Genomic DNA, 24,289 nt, shown 5'->3' with positions numbered 1-24,289 from the left:
AATGCTGTATAATACACCTAGCAATCAGAAAGGAAGAGTGCTAATATGCCACGAGTAAGTAAGCGCGATTTAATCCTTGACTCCATTATCAAAGCCTATTTGGAAGAGAACCTTCCTATCGGTTCTTCTGAACTTGGCTTGCGTATGCCAGGAGACATTCCCGCCTCAACCATTCGTGTGTATTTTAAAAAACTCTCCCAAGAGGGTGTGCTTACCCAGCTACATGTAAGCGGGGGACGCGTGCCTACGGATGTTGCGATGAAGCAGTATTGGGAAGAACGCTTGCGTTTTGACCGACCGCTCAAACTGAGCGACAAGCTTGCCCTTGCAGTGGACGCCTTTGGCCTATACTGTCTTGTGCTCTCAGCGGTGCCTCTAGCACTCCAAGAGATTGTAAATATTGAAAACCGTTATTTATTGTTAGTTTTAGGCGGCGAAGAGATAGTGTTGGGGTATTCAAGCCCCCTGGAGCGTTTTTTGACGAGCCTCATAGGCGCAACGCCTAAAGACCTTGAGAGTATTGGTGCTCAGGTCGGGTTGTACGAATTGCGCGACAAAGCAGCACGTGTCAAAGAGGCAAAAGTGTTGTTTAAGCGAGGAGAAATGAGCGTGTATGAAATGGCAAAAGCTGAGGAAAACCCGACCATGTTTCGCCTCTTTTTAGACCCTGGATTTCCAGATGCGCTCACCGAGGGACTTTTTTTTGAAGATTTAGTGCCAGAGGGGTACGTCGCCATGAAGCACAAAGCGATTTACCAAGGTGAGGACGCGCATGTGTTTTGTTTGGGCGGCTTGTATGCCGACTATGAGCGGTTTTTTATGATGACAAAGGAGGATGCGTGAGTAAAAAAAATGCAACCGATACGCCACAGGAAGAGACGCCTGTGTGTGAGCAACCACTAGAAGAAGAAAATGTCCAAGAGGTGTTAGAAGCGCCCTCTTGCGAGGAAGAAGTGGCGGCGTTAAAAGAGCAAGTGAGCGTTCTTGAAGACCGCTACCTTCGTGCGAATGCGGAGTTTGAAAACTTGCGCAAGCGCCTTGAAAAAGAGAAGTATCAGGCCATCGCTTATGCACACGAGCAGTTTGCGCGAGACCTTTTGCCTGTTATCGACGCCCTAGAGATTGCGGCAAATACAGGCAGTCAAGGGGACGAAGCGGCGGGCAAGATTCAAGAGGGCATCGCGCTAACGATTGAACAGTTTAAAAAATGTTTTGAAAAACACGGCGTGAGTACGGTGAGTGGCGAAGGGGAATTTGACCCCAACGTGCACGAAGCGGTCATGCAAGTAGAAAGTGCGGAGCACGAAGGCGGCCAGATTGTCCAAGTGTTTCAAAAAGGCTATACCATCAAAGACCGCGTTTTACGGCCTGCGATGGTGAGTATTTCAAAGTAAAAATCAGTAAAAGGAAAAAACAATGGGAAAAGTAATCGGAATCGACCTTGGAACCACTAACTCATGTGTTGCAGTCTATGAGCGTGGCGAGAGCAAGGTTATTAGTAATAAAGAAGGCAAAAACACAACACCTTCCGTGGTAGCCTTTACCGACAAGGGTGAAGTGCTTGTGGGCGACACTGCCAAACGACAAGCCGTCACAAACCCTGAGAAAACTATCTACTCTATCAAGCGCATTATGGGGTTGATGAGCAACGAAGACGCGGCTGTGGAAGCGAAAAAACGCTTGCCTTACCATGTGGTTGACCGCAATGGCGCGTGCGCTATTGAGATTGCGGGCAAAGTGTATACGCCACAAGAAATCAGCGCAAAAGTGCTCATGAAACTCAAAGAAGACGCGGAAGCGTTTTTGGGCGAGAGCGTCACCGACGCGGTCATCACGGTGCCTGCGTACTTCAACGACGCGCAACGTAAAGCCACTAAAGAAGCAGGAACCATCGCGGGACTAAACGTGCTTCGCATCATCAACGAGCCAACAGCGGCGGCACTTTCTTATGGACTTGACAAAAAAGAAGCCGAAAAAATCGTCGTATACGACTTGGGCGGCGGGACCTTTGACGTGACCGTGCTTGAAACGGGCGATAATGTGGTTGAGGTTTTAGCCACTGGCGGTAACGCATTTTTGGGTGGGGATGATTTTGACAACCGCCTCATCGACTGGCTCATCAAAGAGTTTAAAGAAGCCAATGGCATCGACCTTAAAAACGACGTGATGGCACTTCAACGCCTTAAAGAAGCGGCAGAAAACGCGAAAAAAGAACTCTCCAGTGCGAGTGAAACAGAAATCAACCTGCCCTTTATCACCGCGGATGCAAGCGGCCCAAAACACTTGGTCAAAAAGCTTACCCGCTCCAAGTTTGAGGGGATGATTGAAGATTTGGTGCAAGAGACTATTGATAAAATCAACGCGGTTGTAAAAGACGCGGGATTGACAAAAAACGAAGTGCAAGAGATCGTTATGGTGGGTGGTTCTACCCGCGTGCCTTTGGTGCAAGAGCGCGTAAAAGCGGCTTTTGGCAAAGACCTTAACAAGTCTGTAAACCCTGATGAAGTAGTCGCCATTGGTGCGGGGATTCAAGGTGCGGTTATTAAAGGCGACGTGAAAGACGTGTTGTTGCTTGATGTAACGCCCCTTAGCCTTGGCATCGAAACCCTAGGTGGCGTGTTGACCCGTGTTATCGAAAAAGGGACGACCATCCCTGTGAAAAAAACCCAAACGTTCTCTACTGCTGAAGACAACCAACCTGCGGTGACCATTCACGTCCTTCAAGGGGAGCGTGAATTTGCGAAAGACAACAAGTCTTTGGGGCAGTTTAACCTAGAAGGCATTCCGCCTTCACCACGTGGTGTGCCACAAATCGAAGTGGTTTTTGACATCGACGCCAACGGTATTTTGACTGTGTCTGCAAGCGACAAAGCTACGGGTAAAGTCCAGGAGATTAAGATCACAGGTAGTTCAGGGCTTGATGAAGCGGAAATCGAAAAAATGGTTAAAGACGCGGAACTGCACAAAGAAGAAGACAAAAAACGCAAAGAAGCCGTCGAAACGCGCAACCAAGCCGACGCGCTAGCGCATCAAACAGAAAAATCCTTAGGTGAGATTGGTGAAGCCATCAGTGCCGAGGACAAAGCGACCATCCAAGGCGCACTTGACGCCCTTAAAGAAACGCTTAAAAACGAAAACGCGACCAAGGAAGAGATCGACGCGAAGGTCAAAACACTCACAGAAGCCAGCCACAAGCTTGCCGAAGCGATGTATAAAAAAGACCAAAACCCCAACGCCGAAGCTTCCAAAAAAGAAGCCAAGAAAAAAGACGACGACGTCATCGACGCCGAAGTCGAGTAATTTCCCCTCCTGCTTACATGTAAGGCGTTTTTGCCTTACATGTAACGCTTTTTTACTACTATTTTAAATATATAAGCCTACATGTAAGAAAAAAATTAACAGCATAGTTATGTGCATAGTTACATAAGCTACTCCTTAGCCTCACTTTGTTAGACTTCAAATTAATAATGATTATTGATACAGTAAATATTTAAAGGAGTAGGCATGAAAGAAGGATTGTCTAAGGGTGTTAGTCGTCACGAAGAAGAGAAAAGATGGGATCAAAAAGCGGAGTATTTTCCACGCTACAATCCCGCCGAGGATGCTTTTGCACAAAAGATTTGGCACATTTTGGAGGCCAAAGGGTACATGAATCCTCAAACGGAGGCCTTGGATATTGGGTGCGGTACGGGGATTTACACACTCTCTTTAGCCAAGCGTGTTGCGCACGTTGTGGGGATGGATTTGTCGCAAAAAATGCTTGACATCTTAGCTAAAGACGCTGCGGACTGTGCCATCGCCAACGTCCAAACAGTGCAGGCAAGCTGGGATGTCTTGGCACTGGGAGAGCGAAAATTTGACCTCATTTTTGCTTCTAAAACCCCTGCGATTCGCACCCCAAAAGAGTACGAAAAACTTTTGCACCACACGAGGGGGCCGGTAGCTTATTTGGGCTGGGCAGGCGTCAAACACTCTAACATCCAAGATGCGCTAGTACAAGAATATAAAATTCGCACCCGTGTGTTTGACGAAGTTACCCCGCTAAAAGCATGGCTAGAGGCCTGTTGTCTTCCTTGTGAAGTACACACGTTTAGGGAAACCTCTCGGCGTCAAATGGAGTGGGAAGATGCGCTGCGGCAAGCGAGAGAGTATGTGGTGGCTTTTGAGGAAAACCCAACGCTTTCTGATATGCAGCTTGAAAAAACACTGGCCCCGTTGCGTCAAAACGGCCAAGTGGAGTACCGCCTTAACATGGGCTTGGAGTTGATTACATGGGTAGTTTGAGAGCTATTTTAGGGTGCGTGGTACTACTAGCAACGCTAGCTTGCGCAACGCACCAAGAAGTTAGAGATGTCTTAGGTAGAACGGTGTCGCTTCCTTTGCAGGTTGAACGCGTTGTGCCGTTGGGGACGAGTTTGAGTTTTGTGACATACCTTCACGGGCGCGATAAGGTTGTAGGTGTCGAGGCCATTGAACGACAAGACGTGCGCCGCCGAACGTACACATGGGTCAATCGCGACTGGGTGCACACGGTGCCTCTTGTAGGGCAAGGGGGAAATGCCAAGCGTCCCAATCTCGAAGCCATCATCGCTGCGCGTCCTGATGTGGTGATTCTTATCACACAAGACAAGAGCGAAGCGGACTTGCTGCAACGTCAATTTGGTATTCCCGTTTTAGTGGTGGGGTACGGGTTAAATACGATTGATTTTGAGACGGTTTATAGCTCATTGCGTCTGATTGGTCGTATCCTTGCCAAAGAAGCACGCGCAGAAGCATTGGTGGCTTACATGGAAGCATTGCGGGGTGAGTTTGTCAAGGAAGTGCCACAACAAGAGGCGTATGTGGGCGCTGTAGCGTACCGTGGGTTGCAAGGGCTGACAAGCACACAAGCCGATTTTATGCCTTTTCGCCTTGCACATGTGCGCAACAGCGTTGGGACCATTCAGGCTTCGGGCCACCTGTTTGTTAGCAAGGAGTTTTTACTAACCCACAATCCCGAAGTTATTTTTTTAGACAGTGCGGGATTGGCGTTAGTAAAAGAAGCTTTTGAGGCAGATGCAGCCTATTTTAAAAAAATGCGTGCGTTTCAAATGGGCAAAGTGTACACCATGCTTCCCAATACGTTTTATTATGTCAACATCGACCAAATGCTTGCCAACGCTTTTTTTAGTGCAAAAGTGCTTTATCCTCAAGCGTATGCGTCCCTAGACCCAATAGCCAAAGCCAATGAAATTTTTACGATGTTTGTGGGAGAACCGTTGTATGAGGTATTGCAAGAGGGGGTGCTTGGGTTTGGACGTGTTGTAATGGAAAATGAAACATTAACAGTGGAGCCATTGGGTGATTAGTGTGGCAAAGTTTTGGGGCATACTTTGTGTGACGATACTAATACTTGCGGGGTTTGGGCTACACAGCGGCTACAGTGCAGCTTCTTTTGGGGAGACGCTGGGGGCGCTTTTGGGCACAGGAAAAAACGAGACATTGGCTTATGTGATTTGGGATTTACGGCTCCCGCGCATGGGCGCGTCCTTTGCGGTGGGAGCAGCACTTGCCCTTTCTGGGGCAATATTACAAAGTATACTGCGCAATCCACTGGCTTCGCCCTTTACCTTGGGGCTCTCCCAAGGAGCGGCATTTGGCGCTTCGTTTAGTATTATTATTTTAGGTGCAGGGAGCGTTAGTGTAGGGGTTTTTGAAAATGTTAGCACTATTGTTTTGGGCGCTTTTGTTGGCGCGTTAGCGGCAGCGTGTGTTGTGTTGGCTTTTTCAATGCTTAAAGAGGTGAGCTCGGAGGGGTTAATTTTAGCGGGCGTAGCGATTGCTGCTTTTTTTAATGCCGCAACGATGCTTTTGCAGTATTTTTCCACTGACAACCAACTTGCCGCAGCGATTTTTTGGACCTTTGGGGATTTAAGCAAAGGAAAATGGCTAGAAGCGGGCATTGTGGGAGTTTTTGCCTTAGGTGGCATGGCGTTTGGTTGGGTGCGAGGGTGGGACTTTAACGCCATTGTGTGGGGCGATATGCATGCTAAAAGCTTGGGGGTTAGCGTAGGGGGATTGCGCCTTTGGGCCCTTGTTGTTGCCTCTCTTTTGGCGGCGATTGCCACGGCATTTTACGGGATTATCGGCTTTGTTGGGTTGGTTGCGCCCCATGTGGTCAAGCTCTTGTTTGAAGACCCAAAACACCACTTTTTATTTGCCGCTTCGGCGGTATTGGGCGGCGCATTTTTAATGTTAGCCGATTTGCTAGCAAGGCAACTGTTTTCCCCTATCACATTACCCGTGGGGATTTTAACGGCTTTTGCGGGCGTACCGCTCTTTTTGGTGATTTTATTTCAAAGGATTAGGCGTGATTAGGGCCAAGGAAGTATGTTATAGCATCAAAGAAAAGCCAATCATCCGTCATGTCAGCGTGTGTGCAAAAGAGGGAAAGATTACCGCCATCGTTGGCCCAAATGGTGCGGGAAAGACGACGTATTTGAAGCTTTTAAGAGGGTTTTTGCCTGCGTCATCGGGCGAGATTATGGTGCAAGAAAAGCGCCTTGGAGAGTACAGCAACAAAGCATTGGCGCGGTTGATTGCGTATTTGCCACAAACAACCAAAGCGGTTCCGTGCAGTGTGCGGGATTGTATTTTGCTGGGACGAAAACCGCATATGGGGTATTTTCCAAGCCAAGAGGATTATGAAAAATGTGCGCATATTATCGAAAAACTGCACCTAGGCGCCTTTGCGGATAAAAATGTTTTAAAGTTGAGTTGAGTGGAGTTTCAAAAAGTGTTGATTGCGCGCTCTTTGGTGCAAGAGTCCCCTGTTTTGTTTTTAGATGAGCCCATTAACCACCTAGACATCAAAAATCAGTTGGAGATTATGGAAATTGTACGCAAGATGACTCTTCAAGAAGCCTTGAGCACTTTTGTGGTGTTGCATGACTTGAATTTAACGTTCAAATACGCAGATCACATCGTCTTACTTAAAGAGGGCGAGACGGTTTTTGATGGGCCAAAAGACGCGCTTAGCGCGCCCATTTTATCTCAGGTATACGGCGTACCCATCGCTATTGTCCACGTCAATGGGGCGAAAAAAGTGATTTATTAGAGAAAATAGGTTATTATTTTCCCATGAAAACAACAGACACCACACCTAAAAAACCCTGTTTTGGCTTTTTGATTGCGCGCCTTCATTTGAAATTAAAAAACAACCTAAATCAAAAATTGCGTCCTTTTGATTTGACGGGTGAGCAGCGCCAAATTCTTTTGCAACTTTACAGCATGGGCCCCATGTCTCAGCGGGAGCTGTGCGAAAGAACCCACACAGAAGCATCAAACTTAACCACGACACTTAAGCGCATGGAGCAAAATGGCTTTATCCAAAAAAAGAATCACCCCAAAGACAAGCGCGCTTTTTTAGTGGAACCCACACAAAAAGCACTAGAGTTGCGCTGTACGCTAGCGCGTCTTGGTGAGAACAATATCACGGAACTCATGGGGGATTTGCCCGAAGAAAAACGCGCGATTGCTGCGGAAGTTTTGGAATCTATGTACAAAAAACTCCTGCAAAAAGAAGCGGAATCCATGGCGTTTTATGTGCAAGAAGCTTAAACTCTTTTATAATCACTTCCAGTGGTAAATAGCCTTACATGTAAGGCTATTTATTCAATATCATCCGTTTTTGATTGAAATTTGAAATTTTTCTCCATGGAGATAGCCTCGTCTCTGCCGTAAACGACAATCTCTTTATCAACTTCTATTTTATCCGCATCGGTTTTCCCGGGGTAATCTACAAAGTTTAAGATGTGTTTAAAGGTGTTGATGCGCGCTTTTTTCTTGTCGTTGCTTTTGATGACTGTCCATGGGGCAATCTCGGTGTGGGTGTAGTTGAGCATCATGTATTTGGCAAGGGAGTATTCGTCCCATTTTATTTGGGAATATTTGTCCACTTCGGAAAATTTAAACTGCTTAAGCGGGTCGGTTTCACGGGCTTTGAAACGTTTGGCTTGCTCGTCTTTGCTCACGGAAAAATAAAACTTAAACATCTGAATCCCCTCATGCACAAGCATGCTCTCAAAAATGGGGGCATCTTTTAAAAACTTGTGGTGCTCGCGTTCGGTGCAAAACCCCATCACGGGCTCCACCATGGCGCGATTGTACCAACTGCGGTCAAAGATAACAATCTCTCCCGCACTGGGTAAATGCTCCACGTAGCGTTGAAAATACCATTGGGTGCGCTCTACGTCCGAGGGTTTTTCAAGGGCAACGACCCTCGCCCCGCGCGGGTTAAGGTGTTCGGTGACGCGCTTGATGGTGCCGCCTTTGCCCGCCGCGTCGCGTCCTTCAAAAATCATGAGCACTTTGAGGCCTGTTGATTTAACGTGGTACTGAAATTTGAGCAATTCCACTTGCAGCATGCGCAATTCTTTGCCATAAGCCACATCACCGTTTTCTGAGCGCCTGTCGGCGGCATCTTGGAGGCATTGTTCGTTTTTTTCTTCGCATTTTTTGGAGGATTTCTCTTTTTTTGACATGGGTGCCCTTTGTGATGAAGAATGTGTTTCATCATACACTCTAAGTATTGAAGTTTTCTTAAAACAAGCCCAAAAACCCCTTGATTTAGCGTCGATTTACGTTGCTTGTGTACAATGTCGCCATTAACTCCAAAGGATGATGATGCGCGCACGGTTGGCGATGTTTGTTTGGTTGATGGTTTTTTCTGTTGCCTTTGCCCGCGTACTCACCCCCGAAGAGGCATTCCAGCTCACCCTCACGCCCCAAAAAGAAACCCTCGATGTTTCCATCACCCTTGGTGAGGGCATTTACCTTTACGAGCAAGAGGTAAAGTTTGAAATCCTTTCTCCCACGTACACCCTTTTAAATCCCTTACTTACCCTGCCCGAAGCTGTGGAGTACGAAGACTACCGCATTTACGACCACTCTTTACATGTAAAGATTCCTCTCGCGCTCATCGCCCAAATCACGGGAAATGCACCCTTTGAGTTGGCAGTTTCATGGCAAGCGTGTTCGACCATGGGGTTGTGCTATCAGCCCATGAGGGAAGTGTTTGTTCTGGGTAGTGATGGCACGCCAAGTGCCCTTTCAGAACACGGCGCCATCGCCCAATCCCTTGCCTCAAGTGGCTTTATGTGGGCCATGGTAAGCTTTTTTGGCTTTGGCCTTTTGCTCTCACTAACCCCGTGCATTTTTCCGATGATTCCCATTCTCTCCTCCATCATCGTCTCTCAAAGTGGCGTTGCCATGGGCGCTAAGCGTGGGCTTTGGCTCTCCTTTGTCTACGTGTTTGCCATGTCCCTTGCCTATGCCATCGCAGGCGTGTTGGCGGGGCTTTTTGGTGCTTCCTTGCAAGCCTCACTGCAAACCCCGTGGGTCATCTGGCTCTTTAGTGGGGTGTTTGTGGCTTTAGCCTTTTCCATGTTTGGGTTCTACGAATTACAACTCCCCAAAAGCATCCAAGGCGCACTGAGCAAAACCTCGCGCAATGTCGAAGGCCAAGGCGTTCTTGGCGTCGCACTCATGGGGTTTTTATCGGCACTCATCGTGGGACCATGCGTCGCAGCACCTTTAGCGGGAGCACTCATTTACATCGGCCAAAGCGGCGATGCCCTCTTGGGTGGGGCGGCGTTGTTTGTGCTGAGCCTTGGTATGGGCGTGCCCCTTTTGCTCATCGGGGCTTCAGCGGGCAAACTTTTGCCAAAACCTGGCGCGTGGATGAACGCCACCAAAGCCTTTTTTGGGGTCACGATGCTTGGCATTGCCATCTGGATGCTCTCGCGGGTGATTTCTCCTTGGGTGGTATTGTTGTTGTGGTCGGCCTTGTGCGTAGGGTCTGCGGTGCATCTTGGCACGGTAAAGACGGAAATGAAAACGTGGGCCCACACGCTTTTAAAAAGTGTCGCGGTATTGTTGCTTTTATACGGAGCGGCGTTGTTTGTAGGTGGCCTTGGCAAGGGCGGTGATCCGCTAAACCCACTGGCTCCTTTTGTGGGCGGCACGTTTGTGGGCGGCGCAGGGCTTGGGTTTGAACGCATCGGGAGTGTGGAGGTTCTTGAGGCGCGTATTGCCCAAAGTCAAAAGCCTGTGATGGTGGATTTTTACGCGGATTGGTGTGTTAATTGCAAAGAGTTAGAGACCATCACCTTTGCCGACCCGCGTGTGCGCACGGTGCTAGAGGGCGTGACACTCATCAAAATCGACGTGACAGCTAACACCGCCCAAGATAGAGCGTTGTTGCAAAAATTCGGACTCTTTGGCCCTCCTGCGCTGATTTTTTACAAAGCGGGTGTGGAGCTTAAAGAGGCTCAAATTGTAGGGTTTAAAACGGCCGATGAATTTTTGGCCCATGTGGAAAAAATCTTTTAGGAGTGTACAGCAAATGGACGTAGTAATAGCGATTGATGCAGAAGGGTTAAAAGACGAGGCGGCGTTTGTGGCCCACCTGACGAGCGAGGGTTTTGAGGAAGTTCCTGACGAGGAAGGCATGGTGTTTATGGGGGTGAGCCAAACGCCTGTGATGCACACCCGCGCGTATATTTTCGAGGTACTTGGCAAAGCACTAGAGCTTTCCCCTGCGGTTTTTTGTAACCTCGTGTGCTTGATTGGGGAAAATCCCATGGAAAGTTACCGTTTTAATGGGCAAACAAGCACCTTTGAAGAGGCGTAGTTTGTCGGTCCAATACTCTTACATGTAAGGATAATAATGCAACTCGAATCTATTTTAAAAGAAGCAGGCGAACTCCTCAAAGAAGGCTTTTATGGAGCGTTTAAGACCCACTACAAAGACAAAGCAGATTTGGTGACGGAGTACGATGTGCTCATTGAAAATTTTCTTATACCAAAACTCAAAGCGGCGTATCCGCAGGATGAGATTTTTGGCGAAGAGAGTTACAAGGGGAACACCTTCCCTAAAAGTGGCATCTTTGTTGACCCCATTGATGGCACCACCAACTTTGTACACCGCTTGCCTCACGTGGGTATTTCTGTGGGCGTTTGGCGCGATGGTCAGGCGGTAGAGGGGGGCGTGTATAACCCTATTTTAGATGAGATGTACTTGGCGCAAAAAGGAAGCGGTGCCTTTTGTAACGGAACCCGTTTACATGTAAGCCAAAGTAGCACTCTTCAAGAAGCCCTGTTGGCTACTGGGTTTCCCTACACCAAAAACAGTTCTCCCATGGACCTTGGATTTGTGCTCAATTCCATGACTAACCTCTTGCCCCTCATCCGTGACTTGCGCCGTTATGGGGCGGCGAGTTTGGATTTGTGCTTGGTGGCTAAAGGAACCTTTGATGGGTTTTATGAGATCAACCTCAAGCCTTGGGATGTGGCGGCAGGGATTGTGATGGTGGAAGAAGCAGGAGGCAAAGTCACTACCCATGAGGGCAAGGCTTATGATATGAATGAGCGCACCATCATTGCAAGCAACGGCGCTATCCATGAGGCTTTGGTTAATGAGATTGGGTTTTACGAGTAGTCTTTTTGTAAAACGTGTTTAGGGCTTTGTGGAAGCTCTAGTGAAAAGCTTTTTGATTTTCAAAAGCCCCAGTTTCATGCCGCTGTGCCGCATGATGCGCGCCAAAAGCTTCCAACGGGGTTTGTCGTAGCAGGGTGCGGGGCATTTGCGGCAACTGGGCTTTTCTTCGTGGGGACAGGCTTGTAGGCGGGCAAGGGAGTACTCAAAGGTCTCTTTGCACGGTACGCACAAGGACGCTTCTACCTCGCCTAGGGTTTTTTCGCGGTATGTTAAAGGCCAGACGTGGTGGGTTTTGGGCGCGTCGTGGTGTTTGTCCTCACAATACACTGCGATAAATTTTAGCACCGTTGCTGCGTCGGTGGCAAATTTTTCTTCTTTCATCGTCTCTCCCATGTGTACGTTGGGTCGCTAGATACAGGCGTGTAAAAGAGTCCCTCAGGGCTTCGCCACGCATCAAGTAGCACCCCTGTGGTGATGTCGCACCCCTTACATGTAACAACCACGGCACTGTGTTCTTCCCAATAAGACCCCAGATTTGCCACCACAATCACACTTTCAATACTCTTAAGCTCCAAACTGCGCACGTGGGCAAAGAGGTCGTGGGCGTAATGCCAGCACAACCCGCGTTCTTTAAAGCCAAGGTTTACCCAAAGGTTGTGAAGCCTTGGGGCCGAGGTGGCGCCATAGCGGGTTTTGAGCACCTGTGCGTAGGTGTGCGCTTCGTGGGCCAAACGGGCCGCTTCTTCTGTGTTTACATAGGGAATGGAACGTAACTTTTCCTCCAAAGAAACCTTGGGAAGTGGCGGCGCAGGGTGGCATCCGCTTAAAAGAAAGAGTGCCAGAAAAGCTACCAAAAAGGATTGATACACCTCAAGCCTCTTGATAAGTAGGGTCGATGAGGTAATATTTGCCCATGCGTCCAAGGGCTTCCATGGTTACATGTAAACTCCCATCAATCACCCCATCTTCATAATAAGCCCCTTCGAGGTTGACAAATACTGGTGTAGTCGTGCTTCCTTCGATGGGGTAAGTTTCGCGAAGGGTGACAAAAAATGCGGCGTGAACCCCTTGGATGATGGGCGGAAAATCTTCCCTAATGCGTTGTGTCGGGATGGAAAAATGGGTGCATTCACTGATGGATTTTGGCAGAGGCTGGGCACTCTTGCTCACAAAATCCGCGTGGGTTTTGTTGGCGATGCAAATCGTCGCTTTTTTGGTCTTAAGCAAGTTGGCAAGGGTATCCTTGGGAGAGCCATCTTCTTTTTGGCCGATGGAAACCACCGCCACAGGAGGCTTGGATGTCATGGGCGCAAAGTAGCTAAAGGGAGCAAGGTTTACAACACCCGCATCTTCGGTCACAATCCACGCGATGGGACGAGGAAAAATGGAGTAGCTCACCAGCTTGTAAATGTCATTGGCCGAAAGGGTTGAAAAATCAAGTTGCATGGAAGTTCCTTTACATGTAAATACGCAAGTGTATCAATCCTTTAAGCGTTTTTCAAGGCGTGCGGCAAAGAGGGAGATGGGGTAAGTGAGTGCAAGATACCCGATGGCTAGAGGGATGTAGCTCTCTAGGGTGGAGTAGGTGTAGGCGTTGACTTCTTGGGCGTTCATGGTGAATTCGCTGATGGAGATGATGGAGAGCAGTGAAGAGTCTTTGATGATGGAAGCAAACTGGCCCGTAAGTGGGGGTAAGATGCGTTTGAGGGCTTGGGGAAAGAGGATGTAGCGGTAGGTTTGAAAAGGTGAAAACCCAAGGCTTTTGGCACTTTCAAACTGTTCTAGCCCCACGCTTTGAAGCCCTGCGCGGATGATTTCAGTGACATAGGCTCCTGCAAAAAGCGCAAGGATGACCGTGCCGACGATGTAGCGGTTATCAAAGCCAAGGTTGTTGGCAAAGACGTAAAAAAAGATGAGGATTTGTACCAAAAGGGGCGTGCCGCGGATGAGCTCCACGTAAAAGCGGCTAAAAAAACGCAAGAGAATGATTTTTGAGCCTTGCCCGTAGGCAAAGAAGAGGCCCAAAAAGATGCTTAGCACAAGGGCGTTAAAAGAGATGATGATGGTCATGACAAAGCCATCGATGAACTTTTGGCGGTAGCCCCAAACCCCTGACCACTCAAAGGTGTAAAGGGAGTTTTGAAACATAAACGCCCCCAACGCCCCCACGCCAAGCACCAGTAAAAAGGCGTTAACCCAGTAAACAAGGCGCGGAAGCGTGGAGGTTTCTTTGTACTCCAAGGGGTCGATGAAAAATCTCTTAAACCTAATGGCTAACTCCTAAAAGAAAAAAGGAATGCCAAGGCCATCAAAGGTTTCACGGGCTTTAGAAAGGTAGGTGCGTGAAAAGGCATCAAAGGTGCCATCTTTTTTGGCTTTAGCGATAAACCCATCCACTTGGGCTTTGAGCTCAGTGTCGCTTTGGCGCAAGGCAACGCCCCAGTATTCGGGTGTTTCTTGAAAGGGTTTCAAAAGGGCGATGGTTGCTTCTTGGTGGCGGTCCCAGTTGCGGTAAATGGTGAGCTGATCGTACAAAAACCCATCGGCTTTTTGTTGGATGACTTCCAATACGGCGGCATTTTCACGGTCAAAGACGAGCAGTTGCGCGTTAGGAAGGTTTGCAGCAGCATAAATATGCCCCGTGGTGCCTTTTTTGACTGCCACGCGTTTGCCTTTTTGATTCAAGTCTTCAATGCCCTGCACGTCCGCTTTGGGGTGGGTGAGGATGGCGAGGTTGGATTGGGCGTAGGGAATGGAAAAAGCGATGCTTTTTTTGCGCTCCTGCGTGATGGTCATGGAGGAAATGATGAGGTCTATTTTGCCCGTGCGCAGTGAGGGAATCAGACCATCCCACGCGATGTTTTCGATGACCAATTCCCGCCCAAGTTCCTTGGCCAATGCTTTGGCAAAGTCCACACTCACGCCACTGGGTGTGCCGTCCGTTTGGCTCATTTCAAAGGGAGGATAGGCCAGCTCCATGCCTACTTTTAGGGGAGGAGCAGCAAAAAGAAAAGAGGCCGTGGTGAGCAGTGCAATCAAAAGTTGCTTCATGGTGTCTCCTTAAAAAAGATGAAAGTAGTATACCGCTACTTACTGGGAAACAGCTTTAACGCCCTCTCTAAATCCTCCGGGGTGTCGATGCCAAAACTTTGCGAGGTAACCTTCACCATAGTAATGGTGTGTCCGTGGTAGAGGGCGCGAAGTTGTTCGAGTTTTTCAATCTCCTCTAAGGGTGCGCTTGGAAGGGCGCAAAAAGCGCTCAATGTCGAACGTGTGAAGCCATAAAGCCCCAAGTGTCCCCAATAGGGCACACCCGCTTTATCGCGGTCATAAGGGATGGGGGAGCGGGAAAAATAGAGGGCTTGGTTGGCGTGGTTTAACACGACTTTGACCAGATTGGGGTCGGTGGCTTCTTCTGGTGTGATGGCCTTAAAACAACTGGCCATGGCCCAAGGAAGGTGGGAAAGGTCGCGGACTTTTTGGAAAAGGGCGGCAACGTTTTGGGGCTCAATAAAGGGCTCATCCCCTTGGACGTTGAGGATAATTTCCTCCGCGCCAAGGCCGAGTGTATTGGCCGCTTCGTTGATGCGGTCTGTGCCACTTTGGTGAGCATCGGAGGTAAGGACGGCTTCAACACCGTAGCTTTTGGCAAGCGCAACTACCTCAGGAGCATCCGTGGCAATGGCAACACGGTCTACTTCTTGCACCCGTTTTGCCGTAGCGATGACCATGGGCACCCCATGGATGGGTGCGAGGATTTTTTGGGGAAAACGGGTGGATTGCAAGCGCGCAGGGATGAGAATCATGCGGGCTCTTTAGTGAGAAGCGAAATAATGGTGGATTCAATCGCGTCTTGCTCAACCACCTGGGGGTGAAGCACAGGAGCGCTAAACACGTCAGCAATGGCGCGAGGAATCCTTACATGTAAGGCATTGGAAACACCCTCAAGAGCGACTTTATCAGGGTGTGTTCGTGGGCTTTGTTGCAAGGCACTAAAGAGTGTGGGGGCAAATTTGGTCCACTCGGCGGTGGAGCAAAGAATGTTTTTCAAGGGCTTTGTTGCAAGGGAAGTTGCTTTGAGGCACGTAGCCGTGTGCGGGTCTAGGACGTAGCCTTTGAGGGCATATGCGCGCATGGTTTCTTTGGCAAAGGCATCATCACAATAGGTTGCGCCAAAGTGCTCTTGCAACGAAGCAAGCTCTTGGGCAGTGAGGGTGTAGACGTGCTGGGTTTGCAAGGCTTCCATGAGTTCGCGGGTGCGCGTAGGCCCAAAGCAGGCAAAGAGCAGTCGTTCTACATTGGAGGAGACCAAGATGTCCATGGCGGGCGAGGTGGTTTGCAGTAAGGTACGCTCACGCACATCGTACACACCCGAGGTAAAAAGTTCAGTGAGGATGTTGTTAATGTTGGAAGCAATGAGGATTTTCTCCACAGGCAAGCCCATTTTTTTAGCGTAAAACGCTCCCAGGGCATTGCCAAAGTTACCACTGGGAATGGTGAGGTACACAGACTCTCCTGTGCGAATCTCTCCTTGTTTAAGGAGTTGCACGTAGGCAAAAATATGGTAAATAATCTGAAAGATAATGCGCCCAAAGTTCACCGAATTGGCCGCGCTAAGCTTGAGGTTGCTACGGGTGAGGTGTTCTAAGAACGAAGGAGAGTTTAACAAACGTTTTAAGGCGCGTTGCGCGTCGTCAAAGTTACCTTTGATGCCCAAAGCGGAGAGGTTTTCACCTTTGGCAGTGACCATTTGCAATCGCTGAACATCACTCGTGCCCCCTTGGGGATACAAGCACACCACTTGGATGTTGGGCTTGTCGCTAAAGGTGTCGAGGGTGGCGGGGCCTGTGTCGCCACTGGTGGCCGCTAAAATGACGTAGTTTTCCTTGCGTTCTTTGGCAAGGTGGGAGAGGATGTGCCCAAAAGGTTGCAAGGCCATGTCTTTAAAGGCACGGGTTGGGCCGTGGTAAAGTTCGCTGACAAAAAGGTTCTCTTCGAGTTTGGCAAGGGGGGCTGGGTTGTTTGGGTCGTCAAAGGCGCCGTACAATCCCACGGCCTCTTCTAGCACGGCTGTTGGAATGTCGATTTCAAAGCGTTTTAAAATTTCTAGGGTTAATGCTTGGTAGGAAAGGGTGGTTGCTTTGGTGAAAAAATCTGCCTCAAGGGTAGGAAAGTCTTGGGGAGCGTAAAGCCCTCCAAAGCTCGCACTGGGTGAGAGGATGGCTTGGGAAAAATCCACAGCAGTTGGTTTGACGCCGTCATTTCCACGGGTTTCAATGAGTTTCATGTGTGTCCTTTGTAAGCGAATCAATCCATTGCACATAGGGGTGATGCCCTTGGGAGATTTCTAGTGCAATGATTTCGGGCACCTCGTAAGGGTGCAAGGCGCAAAGCGTTGTTTTGAGTTCTTTAAACAGCGCCTCTTTGGTTTTAATGAGCAACATTACCTCGGTTTCTTCTTGGAGGACGCCCTCCCATTCAAAAAAAGAAGTCACCCCCTCTTGGAGGCTCACGCACGCAGCAAGTTTGCGTGTTAAAAGGGCTTTTGCGAGGGTTTTGGCCACTTCGCGCGAGGGTGCAGTAGAAAGAACCAACAAGGGTTTCATTGGCTAAATACCGTTCCCACGCCCTCGTCGGTAAAAAGTTCAAGCAAGAGGGAGTGTTCAACCCGCCCGTCGATGATGTGGGCGTGCTTAACGCCTCCGCTCACCGCTTCCATGCACGCACTCACCTTGGGAAGCATGCCCCCGTAAATAGTGCCATCGGCTTTGAGGGCTTCTACTTGGGCAGCGGTTAAGGAGGAGAGGAGGGTGCCTTCCTTGTCAAGCACGCCGGGGGTGTCGGTGAGAAAGAGGACTTTTTCGGCCTTTAAACTCACGGCAATTTTACTCGCAGCCAAGTCGGCGTTGATGTTGTAGCCAGGATGCTCAGTGGTGTCGCCTGAGCCAATGGGCGCGATGACGGGGATGAATTTTTCGTTGATGAGGTTTTCAATGACTTGGTGGTCAACTTCGGTGATTTCCCCCACGAGGCCGTATTTGCCCCCTAAAAGAGGTTTGGCTTTGAGAAAATTGGCGTCTTTGCCGCTGATGCCGATGGCTTTGGCGCCGTGGTGGTTTAAAAGGGTGGTGATTTCTTTGTTGATGCTACCACTGAGCACCATTTCGACTACTTCCATGACTTTTTCATCGGTGACGCGCATGCCATCGATAAACTGGGTGCCAAGGTGGAGCTTGTCTAAAAGCTCGTTAATGCGCTTACCGCCCCCGTGGACGATGACAGGTTTGATGCCCACAAGGTACAACAAGACCAAATCTTGGGCGAATTTTTCTTTTAATTCGGGATTGATTTGGGCCGCGCCACCGTATTTGATGACGACGGTTTTTTTGGTGAACTTTTTGATGTAAGGCAGGGCGGTTAAGATGGTTTTGGCAGTTTGAATTTTGCGTTGCAAGGGCGACTCCTTGGGGTGAAAAAGAGCCCATTTTATCAAAAAAAGGCTAAAAAAAGGCTAATTTTCCTTACATGTAAAGAAATCATACCCCTTGAAAAAGAAGCTTTTCTAACTCTTCTGCGCCTGCAACTCTCTTCTTGTCAAAATAGACGCATTTTAGGGAAAAACCAATCTCTCCCTTGCAGAAAGGCTCAAATCTTTCAAAATCCTCAGGGGCGAGTTCAAGGTATTTGGGCAAGAGAATAATAAAATCATCCCCGTACGCGCGAAAGAGCAAGGCATCGGGAAAGGCGCGTTCTAAGAACGCAGCAAAAGAACGCAGCAAGGCATCGCCACTAGCCCAGCCAAAACGGTGGTTGTAATCGTTCATGCCTTTGAGAAAGACGATGTTCAAACAGCGGTAGCGCGCCTTTTGGCTCTCATGGTGCATGAGGGTGTCGAAATAAATGGTGTTATACAAGCCGGTGAGGGAGTCTTTGAAAAAATAAGCAAACCGTTCCGCCTCGGCCCCACTAGAAAAATCAATCACATTTTGCTCATAAGCACGGATTTCAGAAAGGGTGGAGAAAACATCCACAGCGTAGGCGGCAACCACAGGGTCAAACTGCGTACCTTGCATGATTTTAATCTCTTCAATGGCTTCGGGGATGGTTTTTTTGGCCTTGTAGATACGGTTGGTTGTCATGGCATCAAAGGCATCAGCGACAATCATGATGCGGGAGAGCAAAGGGATTGCTTCACCTTGTAGGCCATCAGGATACCCTGCGCCATCAAACCATTCGTGATGGTGGCGCACGATGGTCGCAAGGGGTTTGAAACTTTGAATTTTTCCAATCATTTGCGCGCCCACGCTGGCGTGTTGTTTCATGAGTGCGTATTCGGCTTCGCTTAAGTTTCCAGGCTTGAGCAAGACGCTCTCGGGTGTGATGATTTTGCCGATGTCATGCACAAGTCCTGCTTTATAGATGAGTTCTTGGTCGCTTAGGGGAAGGCCCATTTTTGAGGCAATTGCCCTAGAATATTCTGCCACACGGCCTGAGTGCCCTGCGGTGTAGGCATCTTTTTCTTCGATAATTTGGGCAAAGGTGATGAGGGTTTCTTCGTTGATTTGCTTTTGCTCTTTTAAGAGGGCTTCTCCTTGGTTTAAGGCCGCGCAAAGGATGTACCCTGCTGCGTAGACAAAAAAGATAAAGGTTTGCAGGTGAAGCACGGTAAAGGCGATGGTTTCATCAAAATTGCAGGCACCAAGTGGGCACAAAATGGCGTAAATCCCCACACAAAAAAGCACGATGCCGTTGATGAAGATAGCCCGTTCGCGGTGAAGAATCAGTACAACAAGCAGGGGAATGAGGATGAAAAATTCCACATGGGAAAGGAGTGTGGTGGTAAGCAGGTGGTATGAAAGGGCAAAGACAAGGAAGGTGTTTGCCAAAAAAGAAGGGTCTAAAAACATGGATTTTAGAGGGGTTTTTGCGGGGGAGTGTGCAAAAATAACCACAGAGCTCAAAAGAAGCATCCCGATAAAATCGCCTACAATCCAGCCGATAAACCCCGTAGGCACAAAGGAAAGGTCCATAAGCCCCGCGGCAAAAAGCCAAAAGTTGCCATTGAGCGCGGAGAGGGTAGCACCTGTCATGAGCGCCGTGAGGTAGATGGTGGTAAAGTGTATGCGGCTAAAGATGGGCTTTTGAAAGACACCTTTAAGAAGCCTGTAGCTTAACAAGGGACCAAGGGTGCTACCAAGGGCGATTCCAAAAGAAAGCAAGGGGGCATTGGAGAGCACAAAGGTGTTTGTTGACCATATTACCCCTAGCAAAAAGAGTACCGACCCGCGCGCCTCTTTAGTAAAAATAAAAAAAAGTAAGGCCACGCCAGCGGGTGGCCAGATAGGAAAGACGTTGGTGCTTTGTTCAAGAAGCCCAAGGCCAAGAAGCAAAAATGCGGTACTGGGGTAGAGCACAAGCAAGGCGATAAAAGCAAGGGCGTGCACGGGTCTAGGCATAAGGTCTCTTTGGTCGATGGTGTTATAAGTCCTTAAGACAATCCTTACATGTACACTATGGGGCAGTGCAGGTTTTGACGTCTTATTTTAAAGGGTATCGAAAGTTTTGTACCAACTCTCCTGATGAGAGTATAGCTAATTTTTGACGTTTTAATACTGCGCACCATGTTGGTGCAAGTACGTGGAAACCGTATTGTGTAAGGAGGGACTAACCTCAAGGGTGAGGGTGAGTAAGGAGAGGGGAAGGCCAAAGCCCTCAAGCTTTACGGCGTCTTTATGGGTCACTAGCAACGAAGTGGCGTTGTGGCGTTTGAGTAAAGCGGCGAGTTCTTCTTGGGTGTACATGTAGTGATCTGGAAAGGTGTAAGAAGCCACAAGATTGAGGGGCAAGAAAGGATTGAGTCGTGCTGGATTGGCAATGGCAGTGACTAGCACCATGGCAGAAGTAGGGTCTTCTACTTGAACCTTGCGCACAAAATCTTTTCCCTCCGCTACAACCATATTGGCATAACGGTAAGCCCAAAAAGGCTCTCTATAGGGGCCAGAAGGGAGGCAAAAAGGAAGAGCGGGGGGTGGTGTGGGGCGAATGAGGATGTCAAATTTTTCAATCCCTGCCTTGCTAAACCCATCATCCAAAAAAACCACTTTCGCCCCCAGTTCTTTGGCTTTTAAAATTCCTTCAACGCGGTCTTCGCTAACAATCACAAGGGCGTTTGGAAGCATTTTGGCATACAACATGGCTTCATCGCCGCTTTCTTGCACCTTACATGTAAGCTTTCCCCAATGGCTCACCACGCGCATTCCCTTAGATTGGCGCTTGTACCCCCGCAAAACAACGGCGGTGTGTTCTAGGGGCGCGGCCAAAGCGATGGTGAGTGGGGTTTTGCCACTCCCCCCTAGGGTTAAATTTCCAATGCTAATCACAGGAATGCCAAAAGAACGGGGTGAGGCAAGAAGGCGCTTGAGAACAACAGCTACGGTGTAAAGTAAGGAGAGAGGCAGGAGTAAACCCGCCAAAAGGTAACCCGCAATGCCTGGGCGGTACATGTAGTGTTCCCCCCAAGCATAGAGGTAGCGATTAAACGCGCGAACTAGCAACTTCTTTAACTTGCTTGCAAATGTACTGTACTTCTTCGTCGCTAAGTGCTGCGTAAATAGGTAGGGAGAGAATTTGCTGGTAATTTTGGAGTGCTTGGGGGAAATCATTGACCCGCAAGGCATATTTTTGTTTGTAATAGGTGAGCAAATGCAACGGGATAAAATGCAAGGCGGTAAAGATGCCGCGTTCTTTGAGTTCGCGGGCAAAACTGTCACGGTTTTTGTCGACTTTGATGATGTATTGGGTGTAAACGTGGTCGCGCTTTTTCACGGGCGTGGTGATGTGCGGACAATCTTTAAGGGCAGCATCGTACGTTGCAGCGATGGCTTGGCGACGTTTGATGAACGCTTCGGCTTTGGAGAGTTGGCCGATGGCGTAGGCGGCGCTGAGCTCATTCATGTCGTATTTCACCCCGATGTCTACCACGTCATACACATAGCCCAAGTTTCCATAGGCATCCCACCCGTCATTGACGATGGCGTGGTTGCGAAGGAGCATGGCGCGTTTGGCCAGTTCTTCATCGGAGGTGACCATCATCCCACCACTTGCAAGGGGATGGCGCATTTGCGGGCTAAAGCGGAAGCACGAAACCGTTGAGCCAGAGGAGCCGATTCTTTTGCCGTCGTATTTGGTGCCCAAGGCTTGGCTAGCATCGTCAATAATGGCAACCCCATAGCGTGTAGCAAGTTCGCCGATGCGTCCCATGTCCGCGCTTTGTCCGCCCACGTGAGAGACAAAAATCCCTTTGAGTTTTTTGTGGTTATGCTTTTCCAGTGCCGCTTCGAGGGCATTGGGGTCGATCATGTAATCTTCTTTGTCAATGTCTACAAAAATAGGCTCCGCATCAAAGTGGCGTACCACCTCGGCTACGGAAGGGAAGGAGTTGACGGAGCAGATGATTTTATCGCCGCGCTTTAAATCCATGGCGCACATGGCAAGGTGCATCGCAGCGGTACCGTTGTAGGTTGAGATGGCATAGGGTGCGCCAATGAACTGACGCATATTTTTTTCAAGCGTCTCAACCATGATAGGTTCTTTGAGTTCAAGGATTTCATTGACCAATGTTTTTTCTTTGGCGTCGATAGAGGGTTTGTAAAACGGAATTTCTCTCACCTGTTCTCCTTTTTAGTGTTTAATGTCTCTAGGGTATAAAAAATCGTGGCCAATAGTGCGCTCGCTCAGTTTTGCGATGATGGCTTGGCGACGTTTAAAATGGTTGGCGTAAATGCGGTGCAGTAGCATGTCGATGAGCGGTGCTTCAAACCCGCGTTCTAGCAACTCTTCTTTGGTGGCGCGCTCATCCACATAAGCGCGAAAAAAAGTGTCAATGCGTGCGTAAGTGTACCCCAACTCTTCCTCATCACTTTGACCTTCCCATAGGTCAGCCGAAGGAGGTTTGGACAAAATGGCGGGGATGACACCAAGGTACGCTGCGTATTCAAAGATGTCTGTTTTGTACAAATCCCCGATGGGGTTAAGGGCACTCGCAAGGTCGCCGTGCAAGGTGCCATAGCCCAAAAGAAGCTCGCTTTTGTTGCTCGTGCCAAGGACAAGGGCATGTTCGCGCGCCGAGATGTCATACAACACCGCCATGCGCATTCTGGCGGCAAAATTGCCTTGGCGTAAAGGGGAAAGGGAGTTGTCGTGGTTATACGCTTGGGTGAGCGGGCCAATGGGGTGGATTTCGTAGGGTAAATCAAAGGCCGCGCACAAGGCTTTGGCGTCTTCTAGACTTTGGGGGTTGGAGTGGGTATCTGGCATCATCACGCAGAGCATATTGTCGCCAAAAGCACGTTTGGCCAAGAGGGCGACCACGGCAGAGTCGATACCGCCACTAAGGCCAAGCACAACACGCCCGAGGCCAATCTTAGTGACTTCTTCGGTGAGAAAATGCATCAAAAAAGTAGTGATACGTTCAAATTTTTTCACTTGGGTTTCGTCTTTTTGGGTTAAGATGTCTCAAAGGAGAGAGTATACTAAAAATATTCTTGAGATGGGCTTTTACATGTAATGATTTTACTTAAGTTTTTGCCAAAATGGGGTAAAATGCCCACCAAACATTGTTCTTTTTGAGGAGATTTTGTGCAACTTTTATGTCAACCGATGGGGTCGTATCAAACCAACTGTTATATTGTTGTAAGCCCGCAAGGCGAGCTGATTATCGATCCGGGTATGGGCGCGATTGCGTGGGTCAAAGAAAATGTATCAAACCCCTTAGCCATTTTGAATACCCATGGCCATTTTGACCACGTGTGGTCAAACCATGCCTTGCAAACGGAGTTAAAGGTGCCCCTGTATTGCCCTAAAGAGGATGCGTTTATGCTGCAAGATGACCCTTTTGGCTTGGGGATTACGCCCAGTGTGCCTGATGTGCTAGTGGAAGGGGATGCGGTTTTTGAGATTGGTGGGATGAAGGTGCAATATTGGCATTTTCCAGGCCACACGCCCGGATGCAGCGCTATTGAAGTTGAAGGGATGCTCTTTACGGGTGATTTTGTCTTTGCCGGTTCCATCGGACGGGTGGATTTTCCCTTTAGCTCTCCCGAAGCCATGAAAAAAAGCATTGTAAAATTTTTAAAATTTCAAACAGACATGCCCTTGTATCCAGGGCACGGAGAAGCTTCCACTGTGACGCGGGAGCAATACACCTTGCCCCAATGGGTCATGGCACTTTAGTAGTCGCGTCGTGCGTTTTTGATTTTGGTTTTGAAGATATGTTTTTCTAGGACAACGGCGTGAAACACGCCCTCGAAGATTTTGATGTCATTAATCTTTCCTGTGACGGTGATTTCACGCTTTCTAGAGTCTTCAAATTTGGCTTTGGCTTCAAACTCTAACAAATCTCCCACCTTGGCGGGGGCAAGAAAGCTTGTTTTCGCGCCAATGACCACGATGTTTTCTTCATTGACCGCGGCAACCGCGGTGTAGTCTGCTGCGGAAAAAATAAACCCGCTGTGAATAAGCCCAAGCTCATCCACAATCATGTCATTGGTGGTGAGAAGGTTGACACGCGCATACCCTTTTTCAAGGGACATAATCGTTCCACACAGAATGTTTTTAATCCGCTGGTGGGTGTTAAGATCATCAGAAAAGGCATTATTGATGTGAAGCGCAACGGTATCGTCCTCGAAACTTTCACTAAAATCTTCTTCTACTTCAGGGGTTTGAACGATCTCGTCTTTGGCTTCAGCCATAAGTGCTCCTTGTTAGAGTTCTGCAAGAACTCTCGATACGTGTTTCAAGCAAAGCTTCAAA

At 48.8% G+C, this 24,289-nt stretch carries 28 protein-coding genes; 13 read left to right on the top strand and 15 right to left on the bottom strand.

Features of this window, described 5'->3' with window-relative positions; translation table 11 throughout:
* Nucleotides 1–45 precede the first annotated feature (45 nt).
* From AC5SLM_RS01945 to AC5SLM_RS01905, 9 genes are all read left to right on the top strand, one after another.
* Nucleotides 46–843 carry an HrcA family transcriptional regulator gene (locus AC5SLM_RS01945; RefSeq protein WP_495249241.1) on the top strand — a complete coding sequence of 266 codons (798 nt, stop codon included), beginning with the start codon at nt 46–48 and terminating at the stop codon, nt 841–843.
* Nucleotides 840–1,394 (top strand): nucleotide exchange factor GrpE, encoded by a 555-nt coding sequence (grpE, locus tag AC5SLM_RS01940; RefSeq protein ID WP_495249240.1) that lies wholly within the window; start codon nt 840–842, stop codon nt 1,392–1,394. The genes AC5SLM_RS01945 and grpE overlap by 4 nt, the downstream gene beginning before the upstream one ends.
* A gap of 22 nt (nt 1,395–1,416) precedes the next feature.
* Nucleotides 1,417–3,300, top strand: coding sequence for a molecular chaperone DnaK (dnaK, locus tag AC5SLM_RS01935; RefSeq protein WP_495249239.1), 1,884 nt, complete (start codon nt 1,417–1,419; stop codon nt 3,298–3,300).
* 204 nt (nt 3,301–3,504) lie between these two features.
* Entirely contained in the window at nt 3,505–4,284 is a 780-nt protein-coding gene (locus AC5SLM_RS01930; protein ID WP_495249238.1) for a class I SAM-dependent methyltransferase, read from the top strand.
* Nucleotides 4,272–5,348: an ABC transporter substrate-binding protein gene (locus tag AC5SLM_RS01925; RefSeq protein ID WP_495249237.1), complete on the top strand. Its 1,077-nt coding sequence runs from the start codon at nt 4,272–4,274 to the stop codon at nt 5,346–5,348. The genes AC5SLM_RS01930 and AC5SLM_RS01925 overlap by 13 nt, the downstream gene beginning before the upstream one ends.
* A 28-nt stretch (nt 5,349–5,376) precedes the next feature.
* On the top strand, nt 5,377–6,357 hold the full coding sequence (locus AC5SLM_RS01920) for a FecCD family ABC transporter permease (RefSeq protein WP_495249236.1): 981 nt from the start codon (nt 5,377–5,379) through the stop codon (nt 6,355–6,357).
* The gene (locus AC5SLM_RS01915) at nt 6,350–6,760 is read left to right on the top strand and encodes an ABC transporter ATP-binding protein (protein ID WP_495249235.1); all 411 of its coding nucleotides are present in this window, start codon (nt 6,350–6,352) and stop codon (nt 6,758–6,760) included. The genes AC5SLM_RS01920 and AC5SLM_RS01915 overlap by 8 nt, the downstream gene beginning before the upstream one ends.
* Nucleotides 6,761–7,096, top strand: coding sequence for an ATP-binding cassette domain-containing protein (locus tag AC5SLM_RS01910; protein ID WP_495249234.1), 336 nt, complete (start codon nt 6,761–6,763; stop codon nt 7,094–7,096). It begins immediately after the preceding gene.
* Between the two features lie 23 nt (nt 7,097–7,119).
* On the top strand, nt 7,120–7,599 hold the full coding sequence (locus tag AC5SLM_RS01905; protein ID WP_495249233.1) for a MarR family winged helix-turn-helix transcriptional regulator: 480 nt from the start codon (nt 7,120–7,122) through the stop codon (nt 7,597–7,599).
* A 50-nt stretch (nt 7,600–7,649) separates the two neighbouring features.
* Here the strand turns inward: AC5SLM_RS01905 and ppk2 are convergent, their stop codons facing one another.
* A complete protein-coding gene (gene ppk2, locus AC5SLM_RS01900) occupies nt 7,650–8,405 on the bottom strand; it encodes a polyphosphate kinase 2 (RefSeq protein ID WP_495249395.1) in 756 nt (251 codons plus the stop codon).
* Between the two features lie 259 nt (nt 8,406–8,664).
* On the opposite strand from ppk2, the gene dsbD reads away from it, so the two are divergent.
* From dsbD to AC5SLM_RS01885, 3 genes are read left to right on the top strand one after another with little or no spacing between them, the layout of a single operon-like run.
* On the top strand, nt 8,665–10,371 hold the full coding sequence (dsbD, locus tag AC5SLM_RS01895) for a protein-disulfide reductase DsbD (protein WP_495249232.1): 1,707 nt from the start codon (nt 8,665–8,667) through the stop codon (nt 10,369–10,371).
* Nucleotides 10,372–10,384: 13 nt separating this feature from the next.
* Nucleotides 10,385–10,672 (top strand): hypothetical protein, encoded by a 288-nt coding sequence (locus AC5SLM_RS01890; RefSeq protein ID WP_495249231.1) that lies wholly within the window; start codon nt 10,385–10,387, stop codon nt 10,670–10,672.
* A 36-nt stretch (nt 10,673–10,708) separates the two neighbouring features.
* Nucleotides 10,709–11,479 carry an inositol monophosphatase family protein gene (locus AC5SLM_RS01885; protein ID WP_495249230.1) on the top strand — a complete coding sequence of 257 codons (771 nt, stop codon included), beginning with the start codon at nt 10,709–10,711 and terminating at the stop codon, nt 11,477–11,479.
* 18 nt (nt 11,480–11,497) lie between these two features.
* On the opposite strand, the gene AC5SLM_RS01880 is transcribed toward AC5SLM_RS01885, so the two are convergent.
* The 13 genes from AC5SLM_RS01880 to AC5SLM_RS01820 all read right to left on the bottom strand — a co-directional run bounded on the left by AC5SLM_RS01880 (nt 11,498) and on the right by AC5SLM_RS01820 (nt 22,963).
* Nucleotides 11,498–11,860, bottom strand: a complete 363-nt coding sequence (locus AC5SLM_RS01880; RefSeq protein WP_495249229.1) for a nitrous oxide-stimulated promoter family protein — start codon at nt 11,858–11,860, stop codon at nt 11,498–11,500.
* Entirely contained in the window at nt 11,857–12,348 is a 492-nt protein-coding gene (locus AC5SLM_RS01875; RefSeq protein ID WP_495249228.1) for a hypothetical protein, read from the bottom strand. Before AC5SLM_RS01875 ends, AC5SLM_RS01880 begins: the two co-directional genes overlap by 4 nt.
* Before the next feature lies 1 nt (nt 12,349).
* On the bottom strand, nt 12,350–12,925 hold the full coding sequence (locus AC5SLM_RS01870) for a flavin reductase family protein (protein ID WP_495249227.1): 576 nt from the start codon (nt 12,923–12,925) through the stop codon (nt 12,350–12,352).
* Between the two features lie 33 nt (nt 12,926–12,958).
* Complete coding sequence (locus AC5SLM_RS01865; protein ID WP_495249226.1) at nt 12,959–13,720, bottom strand: amino acid ABC transporter permease; 762 nt, start codon at nt 13,718–13,720, stop codon at nt 12,959–12,961.
* A gap of 39 nt (nt 13,721–13,759) precedes the next feature.
* On the bottom strand, nt 13,760–14,530 hold the full coding sequence (locus AC5SLM_RS01860) for a transporter substrate-binding domain-containing protein (protein WP_495249225.1): 771 nt from the start codon (nt 14,528–14,530) through the stop codon (nt 13,760–13,762).
* A 35-nt stretch (nt 14,531–14,565) separates the two neighbouring features.
* Complete coding sequence (kdsB, locus tag AC5SLM_RS01855) at nt 14,566–15,285, bottom strand: 3-deoxy-manno-octulosonate cytidylyltransferase (RefSeq protein WP_495249224.1); 720 nt, start codon at nt 15,283–15,285, stop codon at nt 14,566–14,568.
* Nucleotides 15,282–16,766 carry a threonine synthase gene (gene thrC, locus AC5SLM_RS01850; protein WP_495249223.1) on the bottom strand — a complete coding sequence of 495 codons (1,485 nt, stop codon included), beginning with the start codon at nt 16,764–16,766 and terminating at the stop codon, nt 15,282–15,284. Before thrC ends, kdsB begins: the two co-directional genes overlap by 4 nt.
* Nucleotides 16,753–17,085 (bottom strand): divalent-cation tolerance protein CutA, encoded by a 333-nt coding sequence (cutA, locus tag AC5SLM_RS01845; protein WP_495249222.1) that lies wholly within the window; start codon nt 17,083–17,085, stop codon nt 16,753–16,755. The genes thrC and cutA overlap by 14 nt, the downstream gene beginning before the upstream one ends.
* Entirely contained in the window at nt 17,082–17,933 is an 852-nt protein-coding gene (argB, locus tag AC5SLM_RS01840; RefSeq protein WP_495249221.1) for an acetylglutamate kinase, read from the bottom strand. Before argB ends, cutA begins: the two co-directional genes overlap by 4 nt.
* A gap of 82 nt (nt 17,934–18,015) precedes the next feature.
* On the bottom strand, nt 18,016–19,935 hold the full coding sequence (locus tag AC5SLM_RS01835; protein WP_495249220.1) for an HD domain-containing phosphohydrolase: 1,920 nt from the start codon (nt 19,933–19,935) through the stop codon (nt 18,016–18,018).
* 150 nt (nt 19,936–20,085) lie between these two features.
* Nucleotides 20,086–21,033 carry a tetraacyldisaccharide 4'-kinase gene (locus AC5SLM_RS01830; RefSeq protein WP_495249219.1) on the bottom strand — a complete coding sequence of 316 codons (948 nt, stop codon included), beginning with the start codon at nt 21,031–21,033 and terminating at the stop codon, nt 20,086–20,088.
* Nucleotides 21,014–22,147, bottom strand: a complete 1,134-nt coding sequence (locus AC5SLM_RS01825) for a DegT/DnrJ/EryC1/StrS family aminotransferase (RefSeq protein ID WP_495249218.1) — start codon at nt 22,145–22,147, stop codon at nt 21,014–21,016. Before AC5SLM_RS01825 ends, AC5SLM_RS01830 begins: the two co-directional genes overlap by 20 nt.
* Nucleotides 22,148–22,159: 12 nt before the next feature.
* Nucleotides 22,160–22,963 carry an NAD+ synthase gene (locus tag AC5SLM_RS01820; protein ID WP_495249217.1) on the bottom strand — a complete coding sequence of 268 codons (804 nt, stop codon included), beginning with the start codon at nt 22,961–22,963 and terminating at the stop codon, nt 22,160–22,162.
* A 153-nt stretch (nt 22,964–23,116) separates the two neighbouring features.
* On the opposite strand from AC5SLM_RS01820, the gene AC5SLM_RS01815 reads away from it, so the two are divergent.
* Nucleotides 23,117–23,710, top strand: a complete 594-nt coding sequence (locus tag AC5SLM_RS01815; protein WP_495249216.1) for an MBL fold metallo-hydrolase — start codon at nt 23,117–23,119, stop codon at nt 23,708–23,710.
* Here AC5SLM_RS01815 and AC5SLM_RS01810 read toward each other — a convergent pair.
* A complete protein-coding gene (locus AC5SLM_RS01810; RefSeq protein ID WP_495249215.1) occupies nt 23,707–24,228 on the bottom strand; it encodes a PaaI family thioesterase in 522 nt (173 codons plus the stop codon). The two genes, AC5SLM_RS01815 and AC5SLM_RS01810, sit on opposite strands and share 4 nt — an antisense overlap.
* Nucleotides 24,229–24,289: the final 61 nt, after the last annotated feature.

It is taken from the genome of Sulfurospirillum sp. HTRB-L1 (genome assembly GCF_059415125.1).
The sequence above is the reverse complement of the archived record's forward strand: the minus strand, read 5'-3'. Positions and strand labels throughout refer to the sequence as shown.